Origin of the sequence: Curtobacterium sp. P97 (assembly GCF_023712445.1) — a bacterium.
Taxonomy (GTDB): domain Bacteria; phylum Actinomycetota; class Actinomycetes; order Actinomycetales; family Microbacteriaceae; genus Curtobacterium.
Map to the genome: position 1 here is coordinate 79,474 of NZ_JAMAYF010000003.1, position 20,354 is coordinate 99,827.

The following is a 20,354-nucleotide window of genomic DNA, read 5'->3' on the forward strand; positions in this document are numbered from 1 at the left end:
GTCTCCCGGATCGGGGGTGGGGTTGTCCCCACCCCCTGCGCCCGTCGCGCCGTCAGACGAGGGCGGCGGCGACCTCCGGGGACTCCTCGGGGACCGACCACGGGCGGTGCGTCATGCCGCTGTCCCCGCGGAACGACACGACGGCGCCGGTCTCGTCGCGCGCGTAGGTGATCCGCTCGTCCACCGAGCCGAAGCGGTTCCCCGCCGCCATCACGAGCGTGTCCTCGTCGACGACGCCCAGGCGCACCGGGGACTCGGTCGGCACCGGCTGCGTCGGGTCGATCGCGAGCAGCCGGTCCCCCACCCGTGCGACGTCGGTGATGCCCTCGAACGTCGTGAACCGTCCCGTGTACCGGTCGGTGTCGACGCCCTCGGGCAGCTCCGGGCCGGGGGCGTGCTCGTCGGCCGCGGCGTCGAGCAGGTGCACGATGCCCGTCGCGAGCATCCCCGCCGGGCCGGTCGCGCTGCTCGTCAGGACGGAGACGACGAGCGACGACGCCGGGTCGAACACCGTCTGGGTGATCTGGCCGGGGAAGCCGCCGGAGTGCCCACGGACCTCGCGCCCGCCGATCCGGTCGACGATGAAGCCCGCGCCGTAGCCCCGCGCGGCCGGATCGGTGTCGAGCGCGCTCCAGGCCTTCCGCTGCGCCAGGCGCTTCGCGTGGTCGGACAGCAGCGAACCCCGGCCGGGCACGTGCGCCGAGAAGTACCGGACGAGGTCGGACGCGGTGCCGTGGAAGCCCGTCGCCGCGGCGAGCGCCCCGGTCGTGACGTGCGGGACACGCTGGCGGGTGCGGGCGGTGTGCAGGCCCGTGTAGCCGACGACGAACTCGTCCTCGCGCGCCGGGTCGTACTCCGGCCCGGTGCCGGTGAGTCCGAGCGGCTCGACGATCGCACGCCGGACGTGCTCGGCGTAGGTCGTGCCGGTGACGGCCTCGATGACGAGTCCGAGCAGGCCGTAGCCGAGGTTCGAGTAGTTGAAGGCCGAGCCGACGGGGACCTTCGCGCCGCCCTCGACCACGAGCGCGACGAGCTGGTCGGCGTCCGGGAACGGGTGGTCGAGCGCCCAGTGGTCGCCGTCGGCACCGTCACGCACGACACCGCCGCCCATCTCCATGAGCTCGCGCACCGTCGCGTCGGCGATCGGCGACCCGGCGTCGACGAGGGCGGGCACGAACGACCCGACGGTGTCGTCGAGCCGCAGCGCGCCGGCGTCGGCGAGCTGCAGCAGCGCGGTCGCGGTGAAGGTCTTCGAGTGCGACGCGATCCGGAACAGGTCCCTGGTCGTCAGGCGCCGTCCGGCCTCGACGTCCGCGTGACCCCAGGCCTCGGAGAACAGCACCTCGTCCTCGAATCCGATCGCGACCTGCACGCCCGGGAGCCGGAGCTGCCACACCTTGTAGTCGATCCACTCACGGACGTAGGGCAGGACGGACTCGTACGCGGCGCGCTTCTCCATGCCGACCAGCCTCGCATGTGCCACGCTCGTCGCATGCGGCACACACCCCACTTCCTCATGACCGACGTCGACGAGGTGCGACGTCTGATCGACGGGCACCCGTGGGCGACGATCGTGTCGCACACCGCCCAGGGGCTCGTCGCCTCGCACTACCCGTTCCTGCTCGAGGCGCCGGGACCGGACGACGATCCCGACGCCTTCGTCCTCGTGTCGCACGTCGGCCGACCGGACGAGGTCGCGCACGAGCTCGGCCAGCACGAGGTCCTCGTCGTGTTCCAGGGCCCGCACGGCTACGTCTCCCCCGCCTGGTACCCACCGGAGCAGTTCGTCCCGACCTGGGACCACGTGACGGCGCACTGCTGGGGCACGCCGGAGATCCTGTCCGACGAGGAGAACTTCCGGGTGCTCGGCGAGCTGGTCGACCACTTCGAGCGCGTGATGCCCGAGCCGGTGTCCCTCGACGTCGACCCCGCGACCGCCCGCCGCGCGGCGAAGGGCACCGTCGGCATCCGCATCCGGGTCACCCGGTTCGACGCCCGCGCGAAGCTCTCGCAGAACAAGGCTCCCGAGGTCGTCGAGCGGATCGTCGCCGGGCTCCGCGGCGACGGCCCGTACGCCTCGCCGGCGCTCGCCGACGCCGTCGAGCGCGCCCAGGTGGCGCGCCGGGACGACCGGGAGGCATCGTGACCGACGTCCTGCTCCGCACCGTCCGCCGGGTGGGCACCTCCGGCGCGCCGTGCGACGTGCGCATCGTCGGCGGCCGCGTCGACGCGGTCGCCCCCGCCGGCACGCTCGACCCGCCCACGGGCGCCGACACCGACGTCGTCGAGACCGACGGCGCGTGGCTCGGTCCGGGGCTCGTCGACCACCACGTGCACTTCGACCAGTGGGCCCTGGTCCGCCGGCGCGTCGACGTGTCCGCCTGCACGTCGGCGGAGGCGACGGCCGAGGCGCTCGCCGCGGTCGCGCGCACCGGGGTGTCGGACCTGGTGCTCGTCGGCCACGGCTACCGCGACGGGACCTGGCCGCGCCCCGCACGACGCGAGCTGCTCGACGGAGCCGCACCGGGCCTCCCGGTCGTCGTCATCAGCGCCGACCTGCACGCCGTGTGGTGCAACGCGCTCGCGCTCGCCCACTGCTCGGCGCTCGTCGGACGGCCGCTCACCGCCGGGGACGACGGGGTCCTGCGCGAGCAGGACGCCTTCGACGTGACCGCGGTGCTGTCCCGGGTGCCGGACGACGTGCTCGACGACTGGGCGGCGGAGGCGGTCGACGCAGCGGCGGCCCGCGGCGTGACGCGTGTCGTCGACCTCGAGATGGTGTCCGGACTCGACCGCTGGACGCGACGGGTCCGCGCCGGCACCGACGGCCTGCGGGTGGACTGCGGGGTGTACCCGGGCGGCCTCGACGCGGCGATCGCCCGTGGCCTCCGGACCGGCGACGTCGTGGACGGTACCCGTGGCCTGGTCCGGACGGGTCCGTTCAAGGTGATCACCGACGGCTCGCTCGGCACCCGGACCGCCGCGTTGACGTCGGGCGAGGGGGTGCTCGCGTACCCGTTCGAGGACCTCGTCGCGATGGTCCGGCGCGCGGTCGACGCCGGACTCGTCCCCGCCGTGCACGCGATCGGCGACCGGGCGAACACCCTGGCGCTCGACGTGTTCGAGGCCGTGGGCGCGCGGGGCAGCATCGAGCACGCCCAGCTGCTCGTCGACACCGACGTCGACCGGTTCGCCCGGCTCGGGGTCGCTGCGTCCGTCCAGCCCGAGCACGCGATGGACGACCGGGACATCGCGGACCGGTACTGGGCGGGCATGACCGACCGGGCCTTCCCGTTCGCGTCGCTGCACCGGGCCGGTGCGGAGCTCAGGCTCGGGTCGGATGCTCCCGTCGCGCCGCTCGACCCGTGGGTGTCGATGGCGGCCGCGGTCGGGCGGGACCGCGACGGACGCACACCGTGGCACCCGTCCGAGCGGCTGGCGGCGCTGACCGCGTGGCGCGGCTCGACCGAGGGCGGTCGGGTCGGCGTGTCCGTCGGCGACGTCGCCGACCTGGTGCTGCTCGCCGCGGACCCGCTGGCGGTCGCCGACTCGGCGTCGCTGCGGCACGCCGAGGTGCTCGGGACCGCGATCGCGGGACGGTTCACGCGCCGCGACCTGTAGCGGCGCCGGCTCGTCCTGGTCCCCTGGCTCCTCCTGGTCCCCGGCGTTACTCCTGGTCCTTCGGGCACCAGTAGAGCTTGCGTCCGGCCATGTCCGCCATCCGGATCTCGGTGCCGCACACCCGGCAGGGCTCCCCCTCGCGGTGGTACACCCAGTGGCGGTCCTTCCGCGAGCGCACCGCCTTGGCGTGGTCGGCCTCGGACAGGTCGTCCATCGTCAGCATGAGGCCGTCACGGACCCCCGCGTGCAGCAGCTTCGACCAGTCCTGCCAGAGCGCCTTCGCCTGCTCGACGGTGATCTTCCTGCCGGGCTTGTACGGGTCGATGCGCTGCCGGAAGAGCAGCTCGGCCCGGTAGATGTTGCCGATGCCCGCGACGACGGCCTGGTCCATGAGCAGCTGCCCGATCGCGACGTTCCGCTTCCGGACGTTGTCGACGAAGGTCTGCTCGGCCTCCGGGCCGTCGTCGTTGATCGGGTCCGGCCCGAGCTTGTCGAGCGCGCGCTGCACCCCGGCCGGGTCCTCGACGACGCAGGCCGTCGGTCCGCGGAGGTCGGCGACGGTGTCCTCGGTCAGGATGCGGACGCGCACCTGGCCGACCGGGTCCGGTGGGAAGGACTCGATCGGGTCCTCCGACTTCTCCTGCTCGGCCATCCGGTACCGGGCGAGCCGCGGGGCGCCGATCGACGACAGCGACTCCTCGCCGTCGCCGTCCTCGGACAGCGCCTCGGCCGACGAGATCACGCCCGCGAAGTCCCACGCCCCGTAGAGCCCGAGGTGGACGCGGAGGAACAGGTCGTCCTCGAACTCGAGGAACATCTGCTTCGCCACGGCCCGGGCGGCGACCATGCGCTTGCCGTCGAGCTGGGCGGCACCGGCGGCGAACCGCCCCTGCGGGCTGGAGACCTCGCAGCGCTTGCCGACGAAGTGCCGGGAGAACTGGTTCGCGATGCGGTGGACGGAGTGACCCTCTGGCATCGGTCCTGTCTACCCGGACTACTCGTCGATCTGCCGACCGGCGATGTGCCCCGTCGTCTCGTACTCGGCCAGCTGCGCGATGCGGCGAGCGTGACGCTCCTCGCCCGAGAAGGGCTCGGCGACGAAGAGGTCGACGAAGCGCATCGCTTCTTCCTCGGTGTGCTGGCGCGCGCCGATCGAGACGACGTTCGCGTCGTTGTGCTGGCGGGCGAGGAGCGCGGTCGACTCGTTCCAGACCAGCGCAGCGCGGATGCCCTCCACCTTGTTCGCGGCGATCTGCTCGCCGTTGCCCGACCCGCCGAAGACGACCCCGAGCGCCTCGACGCCCGCGCGCTGGTCCTGCACGACCGCGTGCGCGGCGTTGATGCAGAACGAGGGGTAGTCGTCCAGCGCGTCGTACTCGGTCGGCCCGTGGTCGACGACCTCGTGCCCCGCCTCGGTGAGGTGCTGGGCGAGGGTCTTGGTGAACTCGAGGCCGGCGTGGTCCGTTCCGAGGTGGATGCGCATGGCTCCGATCCTATTCCCGGCCCCGAGGGGCCCGGACCACCACGACGACGTACCGCACGGGCTCCGCGCCGGGGTTCCGGTAGACCACGTCGGCGGGCTCACCGAGCTCGATGCGGTCGCCGGCACCGAGCCGGGTGGGCTCGTCGCCGACGACGACCTCGAGCACGCCGTCGACCACCCAGATGCAGTGCCGGAGGAACGCGTAGGCGGACGCCGGGTACGCCACCTGTTCACCGGCCGGGAGGCGCACCTCGGTGACGTCCGCGGGGAAGTCGGCACTCGAGACCGGACGACGGCGGTACCCGGTCTCGGGATCGGTCCAGGAGTCGGCGGTCACCCCGCGCTGGACGCCACGCGCCTCGTCCGGGTCGGTCGCCCTGGGCACCTCGTGGTCGAGTGCCTCGTCGAGGAGCTGCGAGATCGTGAGTCCGAACGCCCCGGACAGCCGCCCGAGGATCGTCGCCGTCGGACTGGACACCCCGCGCTCGACGCGGTTGATCATCGCGCGGGAGACACCGGACTCCTCGGCGAGCTCGGTCAGGCTCCACTTCCGCTCGGTGCGGAGGCGCTGCAGTCGCTCCCCCAGGCGACGCTGGTCGGCGTCGTCCGGGTGCTCGGTGACCGGTTCCACCGTCGCCGAGAAGTCGTCTACGATCTGAGACATGGCGACAGCATATGCGACGGAGTCGGCGTCCTCGGTCACGGTCCGCGACTGCGAGCCGCGTGACCTCGACGTCGTCCACGCCCTGCACGTCGACGCCGTGCTGCACTCGACCGCGATCTGGCAGGAGGAGCCGCACCCGCGGGAGTACTTCGACGGCTGGCTCGCGGAGCGCCGGGCTGCCGGGCTGCCCGTCCTGGTCGCCGAGGTCGACGGCGCCGTCGCCGGGTACGTCACCTACAGCGCCTTCCGGCCGCACCAGGGGTACCGGCACACCGTGGAGCACAGCGTCTACGTCGTCCCGGCGTTCCGCGGTCGGCGCATCGCCACCGTGCTCATGGACGCGCTCGTCGCGCACGCCCGCTCGGCCGGCGTGCACGTCCTGATGGCGGGCATCTGCTCGACGAACACCGGCTCGATCGCCCTCCACGAGCGACTCGGCTTCACCACCGTCGGCGTGCTGCCCGAGGTCGGGCGGAAGTTCGACCGGTGGCTCGACCTGACCTTGATGCGGTTGCCCCTGTCCTGACGGGGCGTCGGACGGACGGCAGGCGCGGGGCGGAGCCGCACCGCGCCTCCCGTCCGTCCGTCCACCGGTCGCGTCGTGGACGCCGGCCGGGCTACTCGACGGTGTCGAAGATCGGACCGACCGTCCGCGAACGCTTGAGCTCGAAGAAGCCGGGGACCTTCGCGACGGCGACGACGCCGTCCCACAGGTCGAGCGCCTCCTGGCCCTTCGGCGCCGGGGAGATGACCGGGCCGAAGAACGCGGTGCCCTCGACGGCGATGACCGGGGTGCCGACGTCCTGACCGACCCGGTCGATGCCGTCCTGGTGGCTCGCACGGACGGCCTGGTCGACCTCGTCGGTCCACGCGTACTCGAGCAGGTCCTCGTCGAGGTCGAGCTCGCGGAGCACGGCGGGCACGACCTGGTCGGGGTCGGACTCCTGGCGGTGGTGGACGTGCTCGCCGAGCGCGTCGTACAGCGGCTTGACGACGTCCTGGCCGTGGCGGAGCAGCGCGGCGGTGACGATGCGCGGGTAGAGCTGTCCCGTGTGGATGCGCTCCCGGTAATCGTCCGGGATGTCCTGGTCCTCGTTGAGGACGAAGAGGCTCATCACCTTCCAGGTCACGTCGATCGGGCGCTGGCGCTCGACCTCGCCGACCCAGCGGCTCGTCATCCAGGCCCACGGGCAGTTCGGGTCGAACCAGAACTCCACGGCGGTGCGGGCGGTCTCGGTGTTGTCCACAGTCGTCTCGGTCACGCTGCGAGCGTACGCGCGCTCGCTAGGCTGATCCCATCGTCCCGACGGCGCACGACGCCTGTCGGGATCCCCTCACCGCGGACATCGATCGTCCGCGCCGCAAGCGAAGTTGGAGCGTCCGTGCCCGGAGAGAACCTCACCAGAACCGAAGCCCAGGAACGCGCCGCGATCGTCGACGTGCAGACGTACGACGTCGAGCTGGACCTGACCCGCGGGGCCGAGACCTTCGGCAGCACCACGCGCGTCCGGTTCACCGCGACGCCCGGTGCCTCGACCTTCATCGACGCGATCACGAAGACCGTGCACTCGATCACCCTGAACGGCTCGGCGCTCGACGTCGCCGCGGTGAACGACGGCGTGCGCATCCAGCTCGACGACCTGCAGGAGCAGAACGAGCTCGTGGTCGTCGCCGACGCGATGTACACGAACACGGGCGAGGGCCTGCACCGCTTCGTCGACCCGGTCGACGACGAGGTCTACCTGTACTCCCAGTTCGAGGTCCCGGACTCGCGCCGGATGTTCGCGGTGTTCGAGCAGCCCGACCTCAAGGCCGAGTTCTCCTTCACCGTCACGGCACCGTCGCGCTGGCAGGTCGTCTCGAACTCCCCGACGCCCGAGCCCCACGTCGACGGCGAGATCGCCACGTGGGCGTTCAGCCCGACCGCGACGATCTCGAGCTACATCACCGCGCTCGTCGCCGGCCCGTACGAGGTCGTCCGCGACGAGCTCACGAGCCGCGACGGTCGGACCATCCCGCTCGGCGTCTTCGCGCGGCGCTCGCTCGCCGAGTACCTCGACCCCGAGTACGTGTTCGAGACGACCAAGAAGGGCTTCGCCTACTACGAGGAGAAGTTCGACGTCCCGTACCCGTTCGAGAAGTACGACCAGCTCTTCGTGCCGGAGTTCAACGCCGGCGCGATGGAGAACGCGGGCTGCGTGACCTTCACCGAGACCTACGTCTTCCGCTCGAAGGTCACCGACGCCATCAAGGAGCGCCGGGTCGTCACGATCCTGCACGAGCTCGCGCACATGTGGTTCGGCGACCTCGTCACCATGAAGTGGTGGAACGACCTGTGGCTGAACGAGTCGTTCGCCGAGTGGGCGTCGACCATCGCCACCGCCGAGGCCACCGAGTGGACCGAGGCGTGGACCACCTTCCAGGCGATGGAGAAGTCCTGGGCCTACCGCCAGGACCAGCTCCCCTCGACGCACCCGATCGTCGCGACGATCAACGACCTCGAGGACGTCCAGGTCAACTTCGACGGCATCACCTACGCCAAGGGCGGTTCCGTCCTCAAGCAGCTCGTGGCGTGGGTCGGCATCGACGCGTTCTTCGCGGGCGTCTCGGCCTACTTCACGAAGCACCACCACGGCAACACCGAGCTCCGCGACCTGCTCGTCGAGCTCGAGGCGACCAGCGGCCGCGACCTGTCCGAGTGGTCGCAGCTGTGGCTCGAGACCGCCGGCGTGAACACGCTGCGCCCCGAGATCGAGGTCGACGAGTCCGGCGTGATCACGTCCTTCGCCGTGCTGCAGGAGGCTCCGGCCGACCACCCGACGCTCCGCCCGCACCGCCTGGCGATCGGCGTCTACGGCTTCACGACGGACGAGTCGGCGCCCTTCGGTGCCGACACCGCGTCGGCCGGCGGCAAGCTCGAGCGCACGCACCGCGTCGAGATCGACGTCGACGGTGCCCGCACCGAGGTCCCCGAGCTCGTCGGCGTGCACCGCGGCGACCTCGTGCTCCTCAACGACGACGACCTGGCCTACGCCAAGATCCGTCTCGACGAGCAGTCCCGCCGCACCGCGATCGAGCACCTCGCCGCGATCGCGAACCCGCTCGCCCGCTCCATCGTCTGGGGCGCGATGTGGGACGCTACGCGCGACGCCGAGTCGCCCGCGAGCGACTACGTCCGCCTGGTGCTCGGCAACATCGCGACCGAGACCGAGTCGACGACGATCCGCACCACGCTCTCGCAGCTGCTGCTGACCGCCCGGAGCTACGTGGCACCGGCGAAGGTCGACGCCACCGTCCGCACCGTGGGCGACACCCTCTGGCAGCTGGCCTCCTCGGCCGAGGCCGGGTCCGACGCCCAGTTCCAGTTCGTGAAGTTCTTCGCGCAGATCGCCTCGACGCCGGAGCACGTCACGACCCTGCAGGGCCTGCGCGACGGGTCCGTGACACTGCAGGGCCTGGAGATCGACACCGACCTGCGCTGGGAGCTGCTCGAGGGCCTCGTCCTCGCCGGTGCTGCCGGTGACGCCGAGGTCGACGCCGAGCTCGCCGCCGACAAGACGGCCTCGGGCGAGCAGGCCGCCGCCCGGGCGCGTGCGACGATCCCGACCGCCGAGGGCAAGCTCGCGGCGTTCTCGTCGCTCGTCGACTCGTCCGAGGCGCCGAACGCCATCGTCCGCCAGACGACCGTCGGCTTCCAGCACACCAACAGCCCGGTCGTCCTGGAGGGGCTCGTGTCGCGGTACTTCGACGTGCTGACCCGCATCTGGGCCGAGCGGAGCTACCACATCGCCGACACGATCGTCAGCGGCCTCTACCCGGCGCCGCTCGCGTCGGTCGAGCTCCGCGACGCCGCGAACGCGTGGCTCGAGGCACACCCGGAGACCCCGGCGCTCCGCCGCATCGTGTCCGAGAACCTCGCGGGTACCGAGCGCGCGCTGCGGGTCCAGGCGGCCGACGCCTGATCGTCGTCCGACGGCAGTGCAGGGGCGGGGCCTCGGTGATCCTCAAGGGTCGCCGAGGCCTCGCCCTCTAGCATCGTCCGGATGATGAACTCGGCAGCGAACACGACCGACGACGTCTCGAAGTGGGCGTCGAACGCATTCACCCAGTTCGTCGACACCTGGCAAGCACCGATCACGATCGTCATCACGGTGATCGCGGCGATCGTCCTGCGGCTGATCCTCCGGCGCGTGATCAAGGGCGTCGTCGACCAGGTGGTCAACGGGGCGAAGCGCCGCCAGAACGTCGACGACACCCAGGCGCTCATCGCCTCGCCGGTGCAGACCGCCCGCGTCGTGCAACGGACCCGGACCCTCGGCAGTGTGCTCGAGAACCTGGCGACCGTCGTCGTCGTGGTCATCGCGCTGATCGTCATCGTCACCGCCGTGTGGCAGGGCGCGGCCGTCGGGATCGTCGGTGGCGCCTCGCTGATCGCCGCGGGCCTCGCCGTCGGTGCGCAGAGCATCGTGAAGGACCTGCTCTCCGGCGTCTTCATGATCCTCGAGGACCAGGCCGGCGTCGGGGACGTCGTCGACACCGGGCAGGCCACCGGCGTGGTCGAGAACGTGGGACTCCGCGTCATGCAGATCCGCGACGTGAACGGCATCCTGTGGTTCGTCCCGAACGGGCAGATCCTGCGCGTCGGCAACCTGTCCCAGGGCTGGTCGCGCGTGCTGGTCGACATCACCGTCCCGTACGACACCGACATCGACGCCGTGCAGGACGCCCTCCTCCGTGCCGCGGTGACGATGTCCCAGGAGCCGCGCTGGCGTCAGCGGATCGTCGAGAAGCCGGAGATCTGGGGTCTCCAGTCGATCTCCGACGCCGGGATGGTGTTCCGTCTCGTCGTCAAGACCCGCGCGTCCGAGCTCGACGTCGTCGGGCGCGAGATGCGCGTGCGGCTGAAGCGCGCCGTCGACGAGCTCGGCGTCACACTGCCCGCCATGGCGATGATCATGCCCGAGGGGTGGGAGAACGCCACCTCGATCAACGGCCTCCGGTCGGTCCGGACGCAGCCGACGCCCGCACCGACGAAGTCGCGCGGTGGGAAGCGTGGGAACCTGTTCGGACGGGCGATCCGCACCGACGACACCGGCCGCGGCCAGGACCCCGGGAAGGACCACCAGTGAGCGACCTCACCCCTCCGGACCGGGGCGGCGTACCGGCGCAGCCGATCACGCTCCGCGTCGGCGAGCACGGCGCCAGCGCGACCGGCTCCCTGTACGAACGCATCGGCGGTGCTCCCACCTTCGACCGGCTGGTCCGACGCTTCTACGAGGGGGTGCAGCAGGACGAGGTCATCTGGCCGATGTACCCGGCTGACGATCTCGACGGTGCGATCTGGCGGCTGTCGGCGTTCCTGCAGCAGTACTGGGGCGGCCCCGGCACGTACAGCGAAGAGCGCGGGCACCCCCGGCTTCGGATGCGCCACAACCCGTTCCGCATCACCTCCGAAGCCCGGGAGCGCTGGCTCCACCACATGCACGACGCCGTCGAGTCGCTGGGGTTGGCGCCCCTCGACGAGGCCGAACTGTGGGCGTACCTCGACCGGGCGGCACACGCGATGACGAACACGTTCGACTGAGCGTCCTCTCGCTCGACGCCGGGCCGGTCAGCTCGAACCCGGGCCGGTCCGCTCGGTATCGGGCCGGTGCGCTCGGTACCCGGCCGGTCCGCTCGGTACCCGGCTGGTCCGCCCGATGCCGAGCCGGACAGCGGGTTCGTCCTGTGGCGGTCGCTGCCGGGCGGGACGCGGACGGGAGGCCCGTGGCGGGCCGCCACGGGCCTCCCGTCCGCCCCACACCTGGGTTCAGCGGGCGGAGGACCCGCTGGCGAGGTCCTCGACCAGTGTCGGTCGGGTCGGGTTCCAGCCGAAGGCGGCACGCGCGTGCGCGCCCGAGGCCTCCTGGTGCAGCAGCAGGGCGTCTGCGTACGTGCGCCCGAGCCGCTCCCGACTGTCGCCGGCACTCTCGGCGACGACCGGCGACCCGTGCGCGCCCGCTTCGGCGATCTCGCGCACGGTCGGGTTGTCACCGGTCGCGGCGACGACGTAGCCGTCCTGCTCCCCGCGCTGCACGGCGAGGACGTACAGATCGCCGAGGTCGTCGACGTGCACCGTCGTCCACCGCTGTGACCCGTCGCCCACCAGCCGGACCTCGTGCTCCCCGTCGCCGACGAACATCGCCGGGATGCCCGCGCCACGGCCGTACACGATGCCCGGTGCGACGATCGTCGTCCGTGCGTCGCTCGCGCGGACCCGCGCCTCGATCGGGGCGCGCCACGCCGTGAGCTCCGGCGGGTCGACGGGCGACTGCTCCGAGATGTCGGTCGAGTCGCCGAACGTGAAGATGCCGCCCGTGTGCACGAACGGCTTCGACGTCCCCGAGAACGCCTCGGTCACCGTCGCCGTGAAGTCCGGGTCCACCGACTCGGCCGACGCGGTGTGGACGACGGCATCGCTCTCGTGCGCGAGTCGGCGCACGAGCTCGGTGTCGGACAGGTCGCCGACGACCGCCTGGCCGCCTGCCTCACGGACCGCCTGCGCCTTCTGGTCGGAACGGACGACCGCGGTGACCTGGTGCCCGTGGGCGAGGAGTGCGCGGAGGACTGATGACCCGATGTACCCGGATGCGCCGGTGAGGAAGACGTGCATGACGCAACCCAACCATGCCGCTCACGGCGTTGACCGGGTGCCCGTCGGAGGTGTGGACGGACGAGGGCTCGTGCGCGACCGTGCAGGGATCGGCAGTGCCGCGGCGGCACTAGTGGTCGAGGCTCCAGGCGCGTCGCTTCACCAGGATGTGCCCGCGCGACGTCGTCAAGCGGCTCCAGGGGCCGGTCTCGAACAGCCGGACCGGATCGTGCCCGAGGAAGCCGAGGCTCTCCCCCGCGAACCCGGCTGCTGCGGGGACGTGCTCGATCCCGGGGACGGGACGGCCCCAGACCTCGGCGCGGATGCGGCGGACGATGGCGTCACCGGCGTTCGACGGGACGGCGTCCGCGACCTCGGCGATCCCGTCGCGGGCAGCGCGGCGGAGCAGCTCCGGCGAGACGTCGGGCAGCGGCACCCATCCCCCGCGGGGCGGCGAGATCGCGGCCCACGTCACGGTGTGCACCTCGTGCGGCAGCCCGACCTCGATCGGGGTCGGTCGCGTCGGGTCGGCACCGTCGGCACCGGCGGCGTCGTGTTCCTCGGCCAGCACACGGAGCCGCTCCCGCAGGGAGGCGAGCGGGACGACCGCGTCGATCGTCGCCGGCTCGGTCAGCGAGAAGGTGCGGAGACCGAGCACGGTCGGCAGCTCGTCGAGGAGCCCGACCGGGTAGAGGATCGCGGCGTAGACGGCGAGGACGCCGGAGTCGGCGATGAGCCGCACGGAGCCGTCCTCGATCCGGGCAGCGCGTCCGAGGTAGGTGCGGAGGTCGCCGAGCGAAGCGGCGTCGGGAAGCGTGAACGAGGTGCCCATGTCGACACCGATCCTACCGGCGACGGGTTCGTAGACTGCGGGGGTGAACGGCGAACCCGACTTCCTCAGCACCCTCCGCCTGCAGGACACCGGCGCGAGCACGGGCGAGACGATCCTCACCGGTGCCAGCCACTGGTCGCCCGGCGGCCGGGTCTTCGGCGGACAGGTGCTCGCGCAGTGCATCGTCGCCGCGCAGCACACGATCGAGGACCGCGACATCCACTCGATGCACGGGTACTTCCTGCGTCCCGGTGACATCGACGTGCCCATCACCTTCGCCGTCGAGCGCATCCACGACGGCCGCTCGTTCGCCACGCGCCGTGTCCAGGCCTACCAACGCGGTGTGCCGATCTTCTCGATGATCGCCTCCTTCCAGCGACCGGACGACGGACTCGAGCACCAGGACCCGTTCCCCGTCGGTACCCCCGATCCTGAGTCGTTGCCCTCGGCTGCGTCGATCCTGTCCGCGATCGACCACCCCGTGGCGCAGGCCTGGGCGGAACGCTCGATCGACCTGCGGCACGTCGAGGGCCCGGTGTTCGTCGACGTACAGGGCGAGCGCGTCCCGCACCAGGCGGTGTGGTTCCGCGTCGACGGTGACCTGCCGGAGGACCCGTCGCTGCACCGGGCCGTGCTCGGCTACGCGAGCGACATGTCGATCCTGGAGCCGATCATGCGGCGGCACGGCGTCGCCTGGGGCACGCCGGGAGTGAAGAGCGCGAGCCTCGACCACGCGATGTGGTGGCACCGCGACGGCCGTGCCGACGACTGGGTCCTGTACGCACAGGAGTCCCCGAGCGCCCAGGGCGGCCGGGGACTGGCGTTCGGGCGGATGTTCGCGCGCGACGGTCGGCTGCTGGCCTCGGTGGCGCAGGAGGGGATGCTGCGCGTGCCGCGCTGACGGCTGCCCTGCCCGCTCCTGGCGGACACACGGTGCCGCCCGTCCTGGCCGCTACGGGCTCGAGAACTGCGCCGGCGGTCCAGCCGGCTACGGGCTCGAGAACTGCACCGGTGGTCCCGCCGCTACGGGCGGGAGAACTGCACGGGCGCTTCGACGAACGGCGCACAGGCGGCGCGCTCGGCCTCGGACAGGCGCCGAGGCCGGTTCGAGGCCGCGTCGACCATCACCAAGGCGGTCGTGGCGCGCGTGTAGAGCACCTGCGGCTCGACTCCGACGGGTGACCAGATCTCGTACGACACGTCGATGCTCGCGCCACCGATGCGTCCGATCCACATCTGCACGTCGAGCGGCCGGCGCAGGTACGGGATCGATGCGAGGTACTCGAGACGTTGTGCAGCGATGACCGTCATCGTCCCGGAGCCGGGCCGGCCGTCGATGATCGGGTCCGGCAGGTCGTCCTCCGGCGCGACGTCGGCGGGGTCGTGGCCCCAGAACCCCGCGATGCGCGCCTCCTCGAGGAGGCGCAGCATCGCGGAGTTGTTGACGTGGCCGTACGCGTCGATGTCGCTCCACCGGATGCGGACGGGAGCGTGCAGCCTCGCCACGGGTCAGTCGCGGGTGAGCTTGCGGTACGTCGAGCGACCGGGCTTGTTCGCGTCCGGGCCGAGGCGCACGAGCTTGTTCTCCTCGTAGGCCTCGAAGTTGCCCTCGAACCAGTACCAGTTCGGGGTACCGTCCTCGTTCACGCCCTCCCACGCGAGGATGTGCGTCGCGATGCGGTCGAGGAACCACCGGTCGTGGGTGATGACCACGGCACAGCCGGGGAACTCGAGCAGGGCGTTCTCGAGGCTGCCGAGGGTCTCGACGTCGAGGTCGTTGGTCGGCTCGTCGAGGAGCAGGAGGTTGCCGCCCTGCTTGAGCGTGAGCGCCAGGTTCAGGCGGTTCCGCTCACCACCGGAGAGCACACCGGCCTTCTTCTGCTGGTCCGGACCCTTGAACCCGAACTGCGAGACGTAGGCGCGGGACGGGATCTCGGTCTTGCCGACCTGGATGAAGTCCAGGCCGTCGGAGACGACCTCCCACAGGTTCTTGTTCGGGTCGATGCCGCCGCGGCTCTGGTCGACGTACGAGATGTCGACCGTGTCGCCGATCCGCAGCTGGCCGCCGTCGAGCGGCTCGAGGCCGACGATGGTCTTGAACAGCGTGGTCTTGCCGACGCCGTTCGGACCGATGACCCCGACGATGCCGTTGCGGGGCAGCGTGAAGGACAGGCCGTCGATGATGACGCGCTCACCGAACTGCTTCTGGAGCTTCTCGGCGTCGATCACCTGCGAGCCCAGACGCGGGCCCACGGGGATGACGATCTCCTCGAAGTCGAGCTTCCGCGTGCGCTCGGCCTCGGCAGCCATCTCCTCGTACCGGGCGAGACGGGCCTTCGACTTCGCCTGGCGGCCCTTCGAGTTGCTCCGGACCCACTCGAGTTCGCTGGACAGACGCTTGGCGAGCTTGGCGTCCTTCTTGCCCTGGACCTCGAGACGCTCGCGCTTCTTCTCGAGGTAGGTCGAGTAGTTGCCCTCGTACGGGTACAGGCGACCACGGTCGACCTCGGCGATCCACTGTGCGACGTGGTCGAGGAAGTACCGGTCGTGCGTGACGGCGAGCACTGCGCCGGGGTACTTCGACAGGTGCTGCTCGAGCCACAGCACGGACTCGGCGTCGAGGTGGTTGGTGGGTTCGTCGAGGAGGAGCAGGTCGGGCTTCTCGAGGAGCAGCTTGCACAGCGCCACGCGGCGCTTCTCGCCACCCGAGAGGTTGGCGATCTGCGCGTCAGCCGGCGGGCACTGCAGCGCGTCCATGGCCTGCTCGAGCTGGGAGTCGAGGTCCCACGCGTCGGCCGCGTCGATCTCCTCCTGCAGGGTGCCCATCTCGGCCAGGAGGGCGTCGAAGTCGGCGTCCGGCTCCGCCATCAGCGCGGAGATCTCGTTGAAGCGGTCGAGCTTGCCCTTGATCGCACCGACGCCCATCTGGACGTTCTCGAGCACGGTCTTGGACTCGTCGAGCTCGGGCTCCTGCATGAGGATGCCGACGGAGAAGCCCGGCGTGAGCTTCGCCTCGCCGTTGGACGGCTGGTCGAGACCCGCCATGATCTTCAGGATCGTCGACTTGCCCGCGCCGTTCGGCCCCACGACGCCGATCTTGGCGCCGGGGATGAACGACATCGTGACGTCGTCGAGGATCAGCTTGTCGCCGACCGTCTTGCGGGCGCGGACCATCTGGTAGATGTACTCAGCCATATCGGCGCAAGTCTACTGACCCGGGCACGTCACCGCTCCCCCATGCGCCGCGGCGCAGGGCGCGCGGGTCGGCGGCGCCGACAGGACCACGGTGGGGCGCGCGCCGAGGCGGCCGGCACCGGCAGGACGCGTGTGCCTCGCGCCGAGACGGCCGGCATGGGCAGGGCGCGGTTGTCGTGCGCCGCCGACGGTCCCGGGGATGACCCGTGCGACGACTCATGCGACGGCACGGGCGTCGGCGTCGCCGTCTGCCCCCGGCTCGGGCGCTCGGGATCCGGGCACGACCGGGGCGACCCCTCCGGCTGCCCGCGCCCCGCTGTCACCCGGGTCGCCGCCGTCCGCGACGCCGCCGCCCGGGATGCCGTCGCTCAGGACGCCGCCGTCCCGGACGCCGTGGCGCGCCAGCACGGTCCCGTCTGCTGCCCCGGGCAGCGCATCGTCGCCGTCCCCGCCGAGCACGGGCGTCGCGTGGTCGTCCTCGGGCACCGTGCCCGTCACCTCGCCGGTGTCCGGGTCCACCGTCGGCACCCCCGGCGGCACCCCGGGACCCGCGTTGGAGTCGCCGACGTGCCGCGGGACGCGGATCCAGTTGCTGATGCCCCAGGCGAGGTCGTGCCCGATGCCGTCGGCGTCGATCTCGACCGCGGTCCCGTTCCGTCCGTCACGCTCCCAGGTGCGGATCCGGACGCGTCCGGTCACGAGGATGCGATCGCCCTTCTTCAGCGACTTGTGGACGTTCGCCGCGAGGGACCGGAAGGCGGTGACCGTGTACCAGTTCGTCGAACCGTTCGTCCATGACGACGTGCTGCGGTCCCAGCGACGGGAGGGGGACGCCAGACGCATGCTCGAGATGGCGATGCCGGTGTCGGTGACGAGGTGCCGGGGTTCGGTCGCGACGATGCCGCAGACGGTGATCGTGTCGTTCATGACTCGATCGTCTGCGAGCCCCGGGCCGCACTGGCGGCCCGGGGCTCGATCTGTGAGCAGCCGACTCGTCGAGGTGGGCTGTGGAGGAATACTCCCCCGAGCCTCCGGGCCGGCGGGTCAGTGCGCGCGGAACTCGGGACGGTCGGCGAGGGGTCCGAGCGCCGCGTGGACCGCACCCTTCGCGGTCTCCAGCGACGGGTAGGTCCCACCTCGGCCCCGCCGACCGTAGAGCTCGACGTGGAAGCCGTCCGACGCGCGGCGGATGCTCCCGACCGCGCCCGCCGGACCGACGGCCACCCAGGTCGCGGTGTTGTCCATCATCGTTCGACCACCTCCTCGTGGCCCCGACGTCCGTGCCTCAGGACGCCAGGATGTACTGACTGTAGGCCTTGCGGACCTTGTTCACCTTGGGCAGCGCGACCGCGAGGCAGTAGCCCTGACCGGGGTTCTTCGCGAAGAAGTCCTGGTGGTGCTCCTCCGCACGGAAGAACGTACCGAGCGGCTCGATCGTCGTCACGATCCCGCCGTCCCACATGTCTGCAGCGCGCTGCACCGCGTGCTCGAACAGCGCTCGCTGCTCGTCGTCCGCCGGGAACATCGCCGAGCGGTACTGGGTGCCGACGTCCGCGCCCTGGCGGTTCAGCTGCCGCGGGTCGTGGAGCGTGAAGAAGACGTCGAGGACGACGTCGGCGGGGATGACCGACTCGTCGAAGGTCACCGCGACCGCCTCGGCGTGACCGGTCGCACCGGTGCAGACCGCTTCGTACGTCGGGTCCTCGACCACGCCGCCGGTGTAGCCCGACACCACGTCCTGCACGCCCTGCAACGTGCGGTACACCGCGTCGAGGCACCAGAAGCATCCACCTGCGAGCACGAACGTCGTCATGCGCGCCACCGTACCCTCCTGTGCTCACGGAGCACGGGGCGGGGTACGTCTCCTGCACAGCATCGTCCTCGCCGTGAGCGCTCCCCTGACGTCACTGCACGGCCGTGGAGTGTCGGTGGTCAGCCGTACCGTCGAGGCGACGAAGACCACGACGAACCAGCAGGAGGCACCCGTGCAGACCAGCACCGAACCAGCGTTCCGGATCCGTTCCACGCCGGTCGCACGCAGCCGTGGCGACCTGCGCGTGCTCGACGTGCGGGACGACCTCAGCCGGGTCACCCGCACCAACGGCGAGATCGTCGGGTACGTCGACCGCGTGGACGTCGCGGGCGGCACGGCCTACCGCGCCCGTCGCTACGTGGCGGTCGAGCGACGGTTCGTCGAGCTGCCGAACGTGTGGTCGGCGGACGACGCCGTCGACTGCCTGCGCTGGGGCTGACCAGCCGGCCGCGTCCGTCGACCGCGCCGCTCGATGGGAGGCCGTCCCGCGTGAGCGAACGCCGCCCCGCTCGACGGAGCGCAGCCCGGCTCGACGGAACGCGGTCCGGCTCGACGGAACGCCGTCCGACCTCCGCGGTTCTGCGTCGCACGCTGCGTAGGGTTCGCCCATGGACTGGTGGAACGACCTGACCGACTGGACGGCATCCGACGAGGGATGGCGCGTGCTGTCCGGCGCGATCATCCCCTTCGTCGCGATCGTCGTCGCCGGAGTGATCGCCGCGCTGATCGGACGCGCGGCAACGAAGCGCTTCGTCGCGCTCCACGACCGCGAGAGCCGGAACGCAGCGGTGGCGGGCGTGGTCACCGCGGCGCGCAAGGCCTCGCGCTGGGGAGCACTCGGACACGAGGAACGTGCCTACGCCGACCACCTCGCCGAGGATGCCGACGTGCGGCTGCGCCTCCTGCCGGTGAGCGGTGCTCCGCTGGCCGCCGACTGGGTGCAGCACGAGATCGCCGACATCAAGCGGAACTCCTCGACCTTCACCTCGCAGGCAGACCAGTCGCTCGGCGAACTCCGCGACCGTCTGCTCGAGTGGAACGGCAAGCCAGGACGCGCGAAGAAGCTGTTCAAGGCCGATCTCGAACGCTGGAAGTTCGACTCCCCGGACCCCGACGCCGACCTCATCGCCCGCCAGCAGGACTGGAACGCCGGTCAGCAGCAGCAACGTTCGGCCGAGGCAGACGCCGGCACGGCCCCGTCGCGCCCGACGCCGACCACCACCTCGCTCCGTCCTGCGCCGCAGCAGTCTCCCGTCGGTTCCCCTGCGGCCGCGACGTCGGCGGGCCGCACCTCGGGTCCGACCGTTGCGCCGGCGGTCGACCAGGACGCCACCACCCCCATCGACGACGTCCGAGGTGCTGCCGACAACCGGACGCGCCCCTACGGCGACCGCGAGACGGTCCAGCTCGACGGCACGCCGGTCCGCCCTCCGCTCGGGTCGCCGATCGCGTCGGCGCGTCCGGGCAACGGCACGACTCCGAGCGCTCGGAACGACCTCGGCTCTCGCAGCGACGACTCCTCGGACTCCGGCGAGGTCGACGTGACCGATCGTGGCGGTGATGCCCGCTCCGACGACCGGCCGACCTCCGCGCCCCGGGTCGCGAGCCCGACGTCGGCTGACGCCCACGTGAATCGTGCCGCAGCGTCAGCGACCGGGCTCGACCGGCCCGGGGCGGCGAACGCGACGCCGGGTGCTCGAGAGGACGACGACGCCTCGCCGTACACCCAGCCCATCAGCGCGAGCGAGCTGCGACGCCGAGCAGCCGAGGACGACTGAGACCTCCCCCGTTCGACGAGAGGCCGCCATCCCGACGGATGGCGGCCTCTCGTCGCGTGTGCCCCCGGCAGGAATCGAACCCGCGACACGGAGGGTAGAAACCACCTGCTCTATCCACTGAGCTACGGAGGCGAGCGGCGACGATTCTACCGCCGTCGGTCGTCGGGGCGCTGCACTGCCACGCACGAGGCCGGTGCTCGGCGATCGCGCCCGACTGCTCCGTTAGTCCCGAGCGGGCGGAAGGGGTGCGGCGCGTGCCGCCGGTGAGCACGAAGAGCCCGCCCGCCGGGGTCGCACCGGTCAGCCCGGACGACCGGCGCACCGAGCGGGCGGAAAC

At 71.6% G+C, this 20,354-nt stretch carries 21 protein-coding genes and 1 tRNA gene; 9 read left to right on the top strand and 13 right to left on the bottom strand.

Annotated elements, in window-relative coordinates; all coding sequences use genetic code 11:
- Nucleotides 1-52 precede the first annotated feature (52 nt).
- The gene (locus tag M3677_RS03780; RefSeq protein ID WP_251159826.1) at nucleotides 53-1,459 is read right to left on the bottom strand and encodes a serine hydrolase; all 1,407 of its coding nucleotides are present in this window, start codon (nucleotides 1,457-1,459) and stop codon (nucleotides 53-55) included.
- Between the two features lie 33 nt (nucleotides 1,460-1,492).
- On the opposite strand from M3677_RS03780, the gene M3677_RS03785 reads away from it, so the two are divergent.
- Complete coding sequence (locus M3677_RS03785; RefSeq protein WP_066653091.1) at nucleotides 1,493-2,146, top strand: FMN-binding negative transcriptional regulator; 654 nt, start codon at nucleotides 1,493-1,495, stop codon at nucleotides 2,144-2,146.
- A complete protein-coding gene (locus M3677_RS03790; protein ID WP_251159827.1) occupies nucleotides 2,143-3,621 on the top strand; it encodes an amidohydrolase family protein in 1,479 nt (492 codons plus the stop codon). The genes M3677_RS03785 and M3677_RS03790 overlap by 4 nt, the downstream gene beginning before the upstream one ends.
- A gap of 46 nt (nucleotides 3,622-3,667) precedes the next feature.
- On the opposite strand, the gene M3677_RS03795 is transcribed toward M3677_RS03790, so the two are convergent.
- Genes M3677_RS03795 through M3677_RS03805 form a run of 3 tightly spaced genes read right to left on the bottom strand, consistent with a single transcriptional unit; the run spans nucleotide 3,668 to nucleotide 5,768 of the window.
- Nucleotides 3,668-4,597 carry an Fpg/Nei family DNA glycosylase gene (locus M3677_RS03795; RefSeq protein WP_251154770.1) on the bottom strand — a complete coding sequence of 310 codons (930 nt, stop codon included), beginning with the start codon at nucleotides 4,595-4,597 and terminating at the stop codon, nucleotides 3,668-3,670.
- A gap of 18 nt (nucleotides 4,598-4,615) precedes the next feature.
- On the bottom strand, nucleotides 4,616-5,104 hold the full coding sequence (locus M3677_RS03800) for a ribose-5-phosphate isomerase (protein WP_251159828.1): 489 nt from the start codon (nucleotides 5,102-5,104) through the stop codon (nucleotides 4,616-4,618).
- Nucleotides 5,105-5,114: 10 nt separating this feature from the next.
- A complete protein-coding gene (locus M3677_RS03805; protein ID WP_251154768.1) occupies nucleotides 5,115-5,768 on the bottom strand; it encodes a helix-turn-helix domain-containing protein in 654 nt (217 codons plus the stop codon).
- Between M3677_RS03805 and M3677_RS03810 the strand changes: the two genes are divergently transcribed.
- Complete coding sequence (locus tag M3677_RS03810) at nucleotides 5,767-6,294, top strand: GNAT family N-acetyltransferase (RefSeq protein WP_251159829.1); 528 nt, start codon at nucleotides 5,767-5,769, stop codon at nucleotides 6,292-6,294. The genes M3677_RS03805 and M3677_RS03810 overlap by 2 nt on opposite strands.
- Before the next feature lie 91 nt (nucleotides 6,295-6,385).
- Here M3677_RS03810 and M3677_RS03815 read toward each other — a convergent pair whose 3' ends face one another.
- The gene (locus tag M3677_RS03815) at nucleotides 6,386-6,946 is read right to left on the bottom strand and encodes a disulfide bond formation protein DsbA (RefSeq protein WP_200884161.1); all 561 of its coding nucleotides are present in this window, start codon (nucleotides 6,944-6,946) and stop codon (nucleotides 6,386-6,388) included.
- Between the two features lie 204 nt (nucleotides 6,947-7,150).
- On the opposite strand from M3677_RS03815, the gene pepN reads away from it, so the two are divergent.
- The 3 genes from pepN to M3677_RS03830 all read left to right on the top strand — a co-directional run bounded on the left by pepN (nucleotide 7,151) and on the right by M3677_RS03830 (nucleotide 11,352).
- On the top strand, nucleotides 7,151-9,730 hold the full coding sequence (gene pepN / locus M3677_RS03820) for an aminopeptidase N (protein ID WP_251159830.1): 2,580 nt from the start codon (nucleotides 7,151-7,153) through the stop codon (nucleotides 9,728-9,730).
- A gap of 81 nt (nucleotides 9,731-9,811) precedes the next feature.
- On the top strand, nucleotides 9,812-10,897 hold the full coding sequence (locus tag M3677_RS03825; RefSeq protein WP_245171570.1) for a mechanosensitive ion channel family protein: 1,086 nt from the start codon (nucleotides 9,812-9,814) through the stop codon (nucleotides 10,895-10,897).
- Nucleotides 10,894-11,352 carry a globin gene (locus tag M3677_RS03830; protein WP_307810370.1) on the top strand — a complete coding sequence of 153 codons (459 nt, stop codon included), beginning with the start codon at nucleotides 10,894-10,896 and terminating at the stop codon, nucleotides 11,350-11,352. The genes M3677_RS03825 and M3677_RS03830 overlap by 4 nt, the downstream gene beginning before the upstream one ends.
- A gap of 225 nt (nucleotides 11,353-11,577) precedes the next feature.
- Here the strand turns inward: M3677_RS03830 and M3677_RS03835 are convergent, their stop codons facing one another.
- Together M3677_RS03835 and M3677_RS03840 are read right to left on the bottom strand one after the other, a co-directional pair.
- Nucleotides 11,578-12,420 carry an NAD-dependent epimerase/dehydratase family protein gene (locus M3677_RS03835; protein WP_209683491.1) on the bottom strand — a complete coding sequence of 281 codons (843 nt, stop codon included), beginning with the start codon at nucleotides 12,418-12,420 and terminating at the stop codon, nucleotides 11,578-11,580.
- A 109-nt stretch (nucleotides 12,421-12,529) separates the two neighbouring features.
- On the bottom strand, nucleotides 12,530-13,231 hold the full coding sequence (locus M3677_RS03840) for a hypothetical protein (protein WP_066653076.1): 702 nt from the start codon (nucleotides 13,229-13,231) through the stop codon (nucleotides 12,530-12,532).
- A 43-nt stretch (nucleotides 13,232-13,274) separates the two neighbouring features.
- On the opposite strand from M3677_RS03840, the gene M3677_RS03845 reads away from it, so the two are divergent.
- Nucleotides 13,275-14,132 (top strand): acyl-CoA thioesterase II, encoded by an 858-nt coding sequence (locus M3677_RS03845; protein ID WP_209683497.1) that lies wholly within the window; start codon nucleotides 13,275-13,277, stop codon nucleotides 14,130-14,132.
- Between the two features lie 122 nt (nucleotides 14,133-14,254).
- Here the strand turns inward: M3677_RS03845 and M3677_RS03850 are convergent, their stop codons facing one another.
- The 5 genes from M3677_RS03850 to msrA form a co-directional block, all read right to left on the bottom strand.
- Nucleotides 14,255-14,737, bottom strand: a complete 483-nt coding sequence (locus M3677_RS03850) for a thioesterase family protein (protein ID WP_251154763.1) — start codon at nucleotides 14,735-14,737, stop codon at nucleotides 14,255-14,257.
- Between the two features lie 3 nt (nucleotides 14,738-14,740).
- Nucleotides 14,741-16,426, bottom strand: a complete 1,686-nt coding sequence (ettA, locus tag M3677_RS03855; protein WP_209683500.1) for an energy-dependent translational throttle protein EttA — start codon at nucleotides 16,424-16,426, stop codon at nucleotides 14,741-14,743.
- A 216-nt stretch (nucleotides 16,427-16,642) separates the two neighbouring features.
- The gene (locus M3677_RS03860) at nucleotides 16,643-17,353 is read right to left on the bottom strand and encodes a single-stranded DNA-binding protein (RefSeq protein ID WP_251159831.1); all 711 of its coding nucleotides are present in this window, start codon (nucleotides 17,351-17,353) and stop codon (nucleotides 16,643-16,645) included.
- A gap of 117 nt (nucleotides 17,354-17,470) precedes the next feature.
- A complete protein-coding gene (locus tag M3677_RS03865) occupies nucleotides 17,471-17,674 on the bottom strand; it encodes a methyltransferase (protein WP_251159832.1) in 204 nt (67 codons plus the stop codon).
- Nucleotides 17,675-17,711: 37 nt separating this feature from the next.
- Entirely contained in the window at nucleotides 17,712-18,239 is a 528-nt protein-coding gene (msrA, locus tag M3677_RS03870) for a peptide-methionine (S)-S-oxide reductase MsrA (protein WP_251159833.1), read from the bottom strand.
- A gap of 73 nt (nucleotides 18,240-18,312) precedes the next feature.
- Between msrA and M3677_RS03875 the strand changes: the two genes are divergently transcribed.
- Both M3677_RS03875 and M3677_RS03880 read left to right on the top strand, forming a co-directional pair.
- Nucleotides 18,313-18,678: a hypothetical protein gene (locus M3677_RS03875; RefSeq protein WP_251159834.1), complete on the top strand. Its 366-nt coding sequence runs from the start codon at nucleotides 18,313-18,315 to the stop codon at nucleotides 18,676-18,678.
- A gap of 169 nt (nucleotides 18,679-18,847) precedes the next feature.
- Entirely contained in the window at nucleotides 18,848-20,017 is a 1,170-nt protein-coding gene (locus M3677_RS03880; RefSeq protein ID WP_251159835.1) for a hypothetical protein, read from the top strand.
- Between the two features lie 59 nt (nucleotides 20,018-20,076).
- Here M3677_RS03880 and M3677_RS03885 read toward each other — a convergent pair.
- Nucleotides 20,077-20,149: transfer RNA gene (locus tag M3677_RS03885), tRNA-Arg, on the bottom strand.
- Nucleotides 20,150-20,354 lie beyond the last annotated feature (205 nt).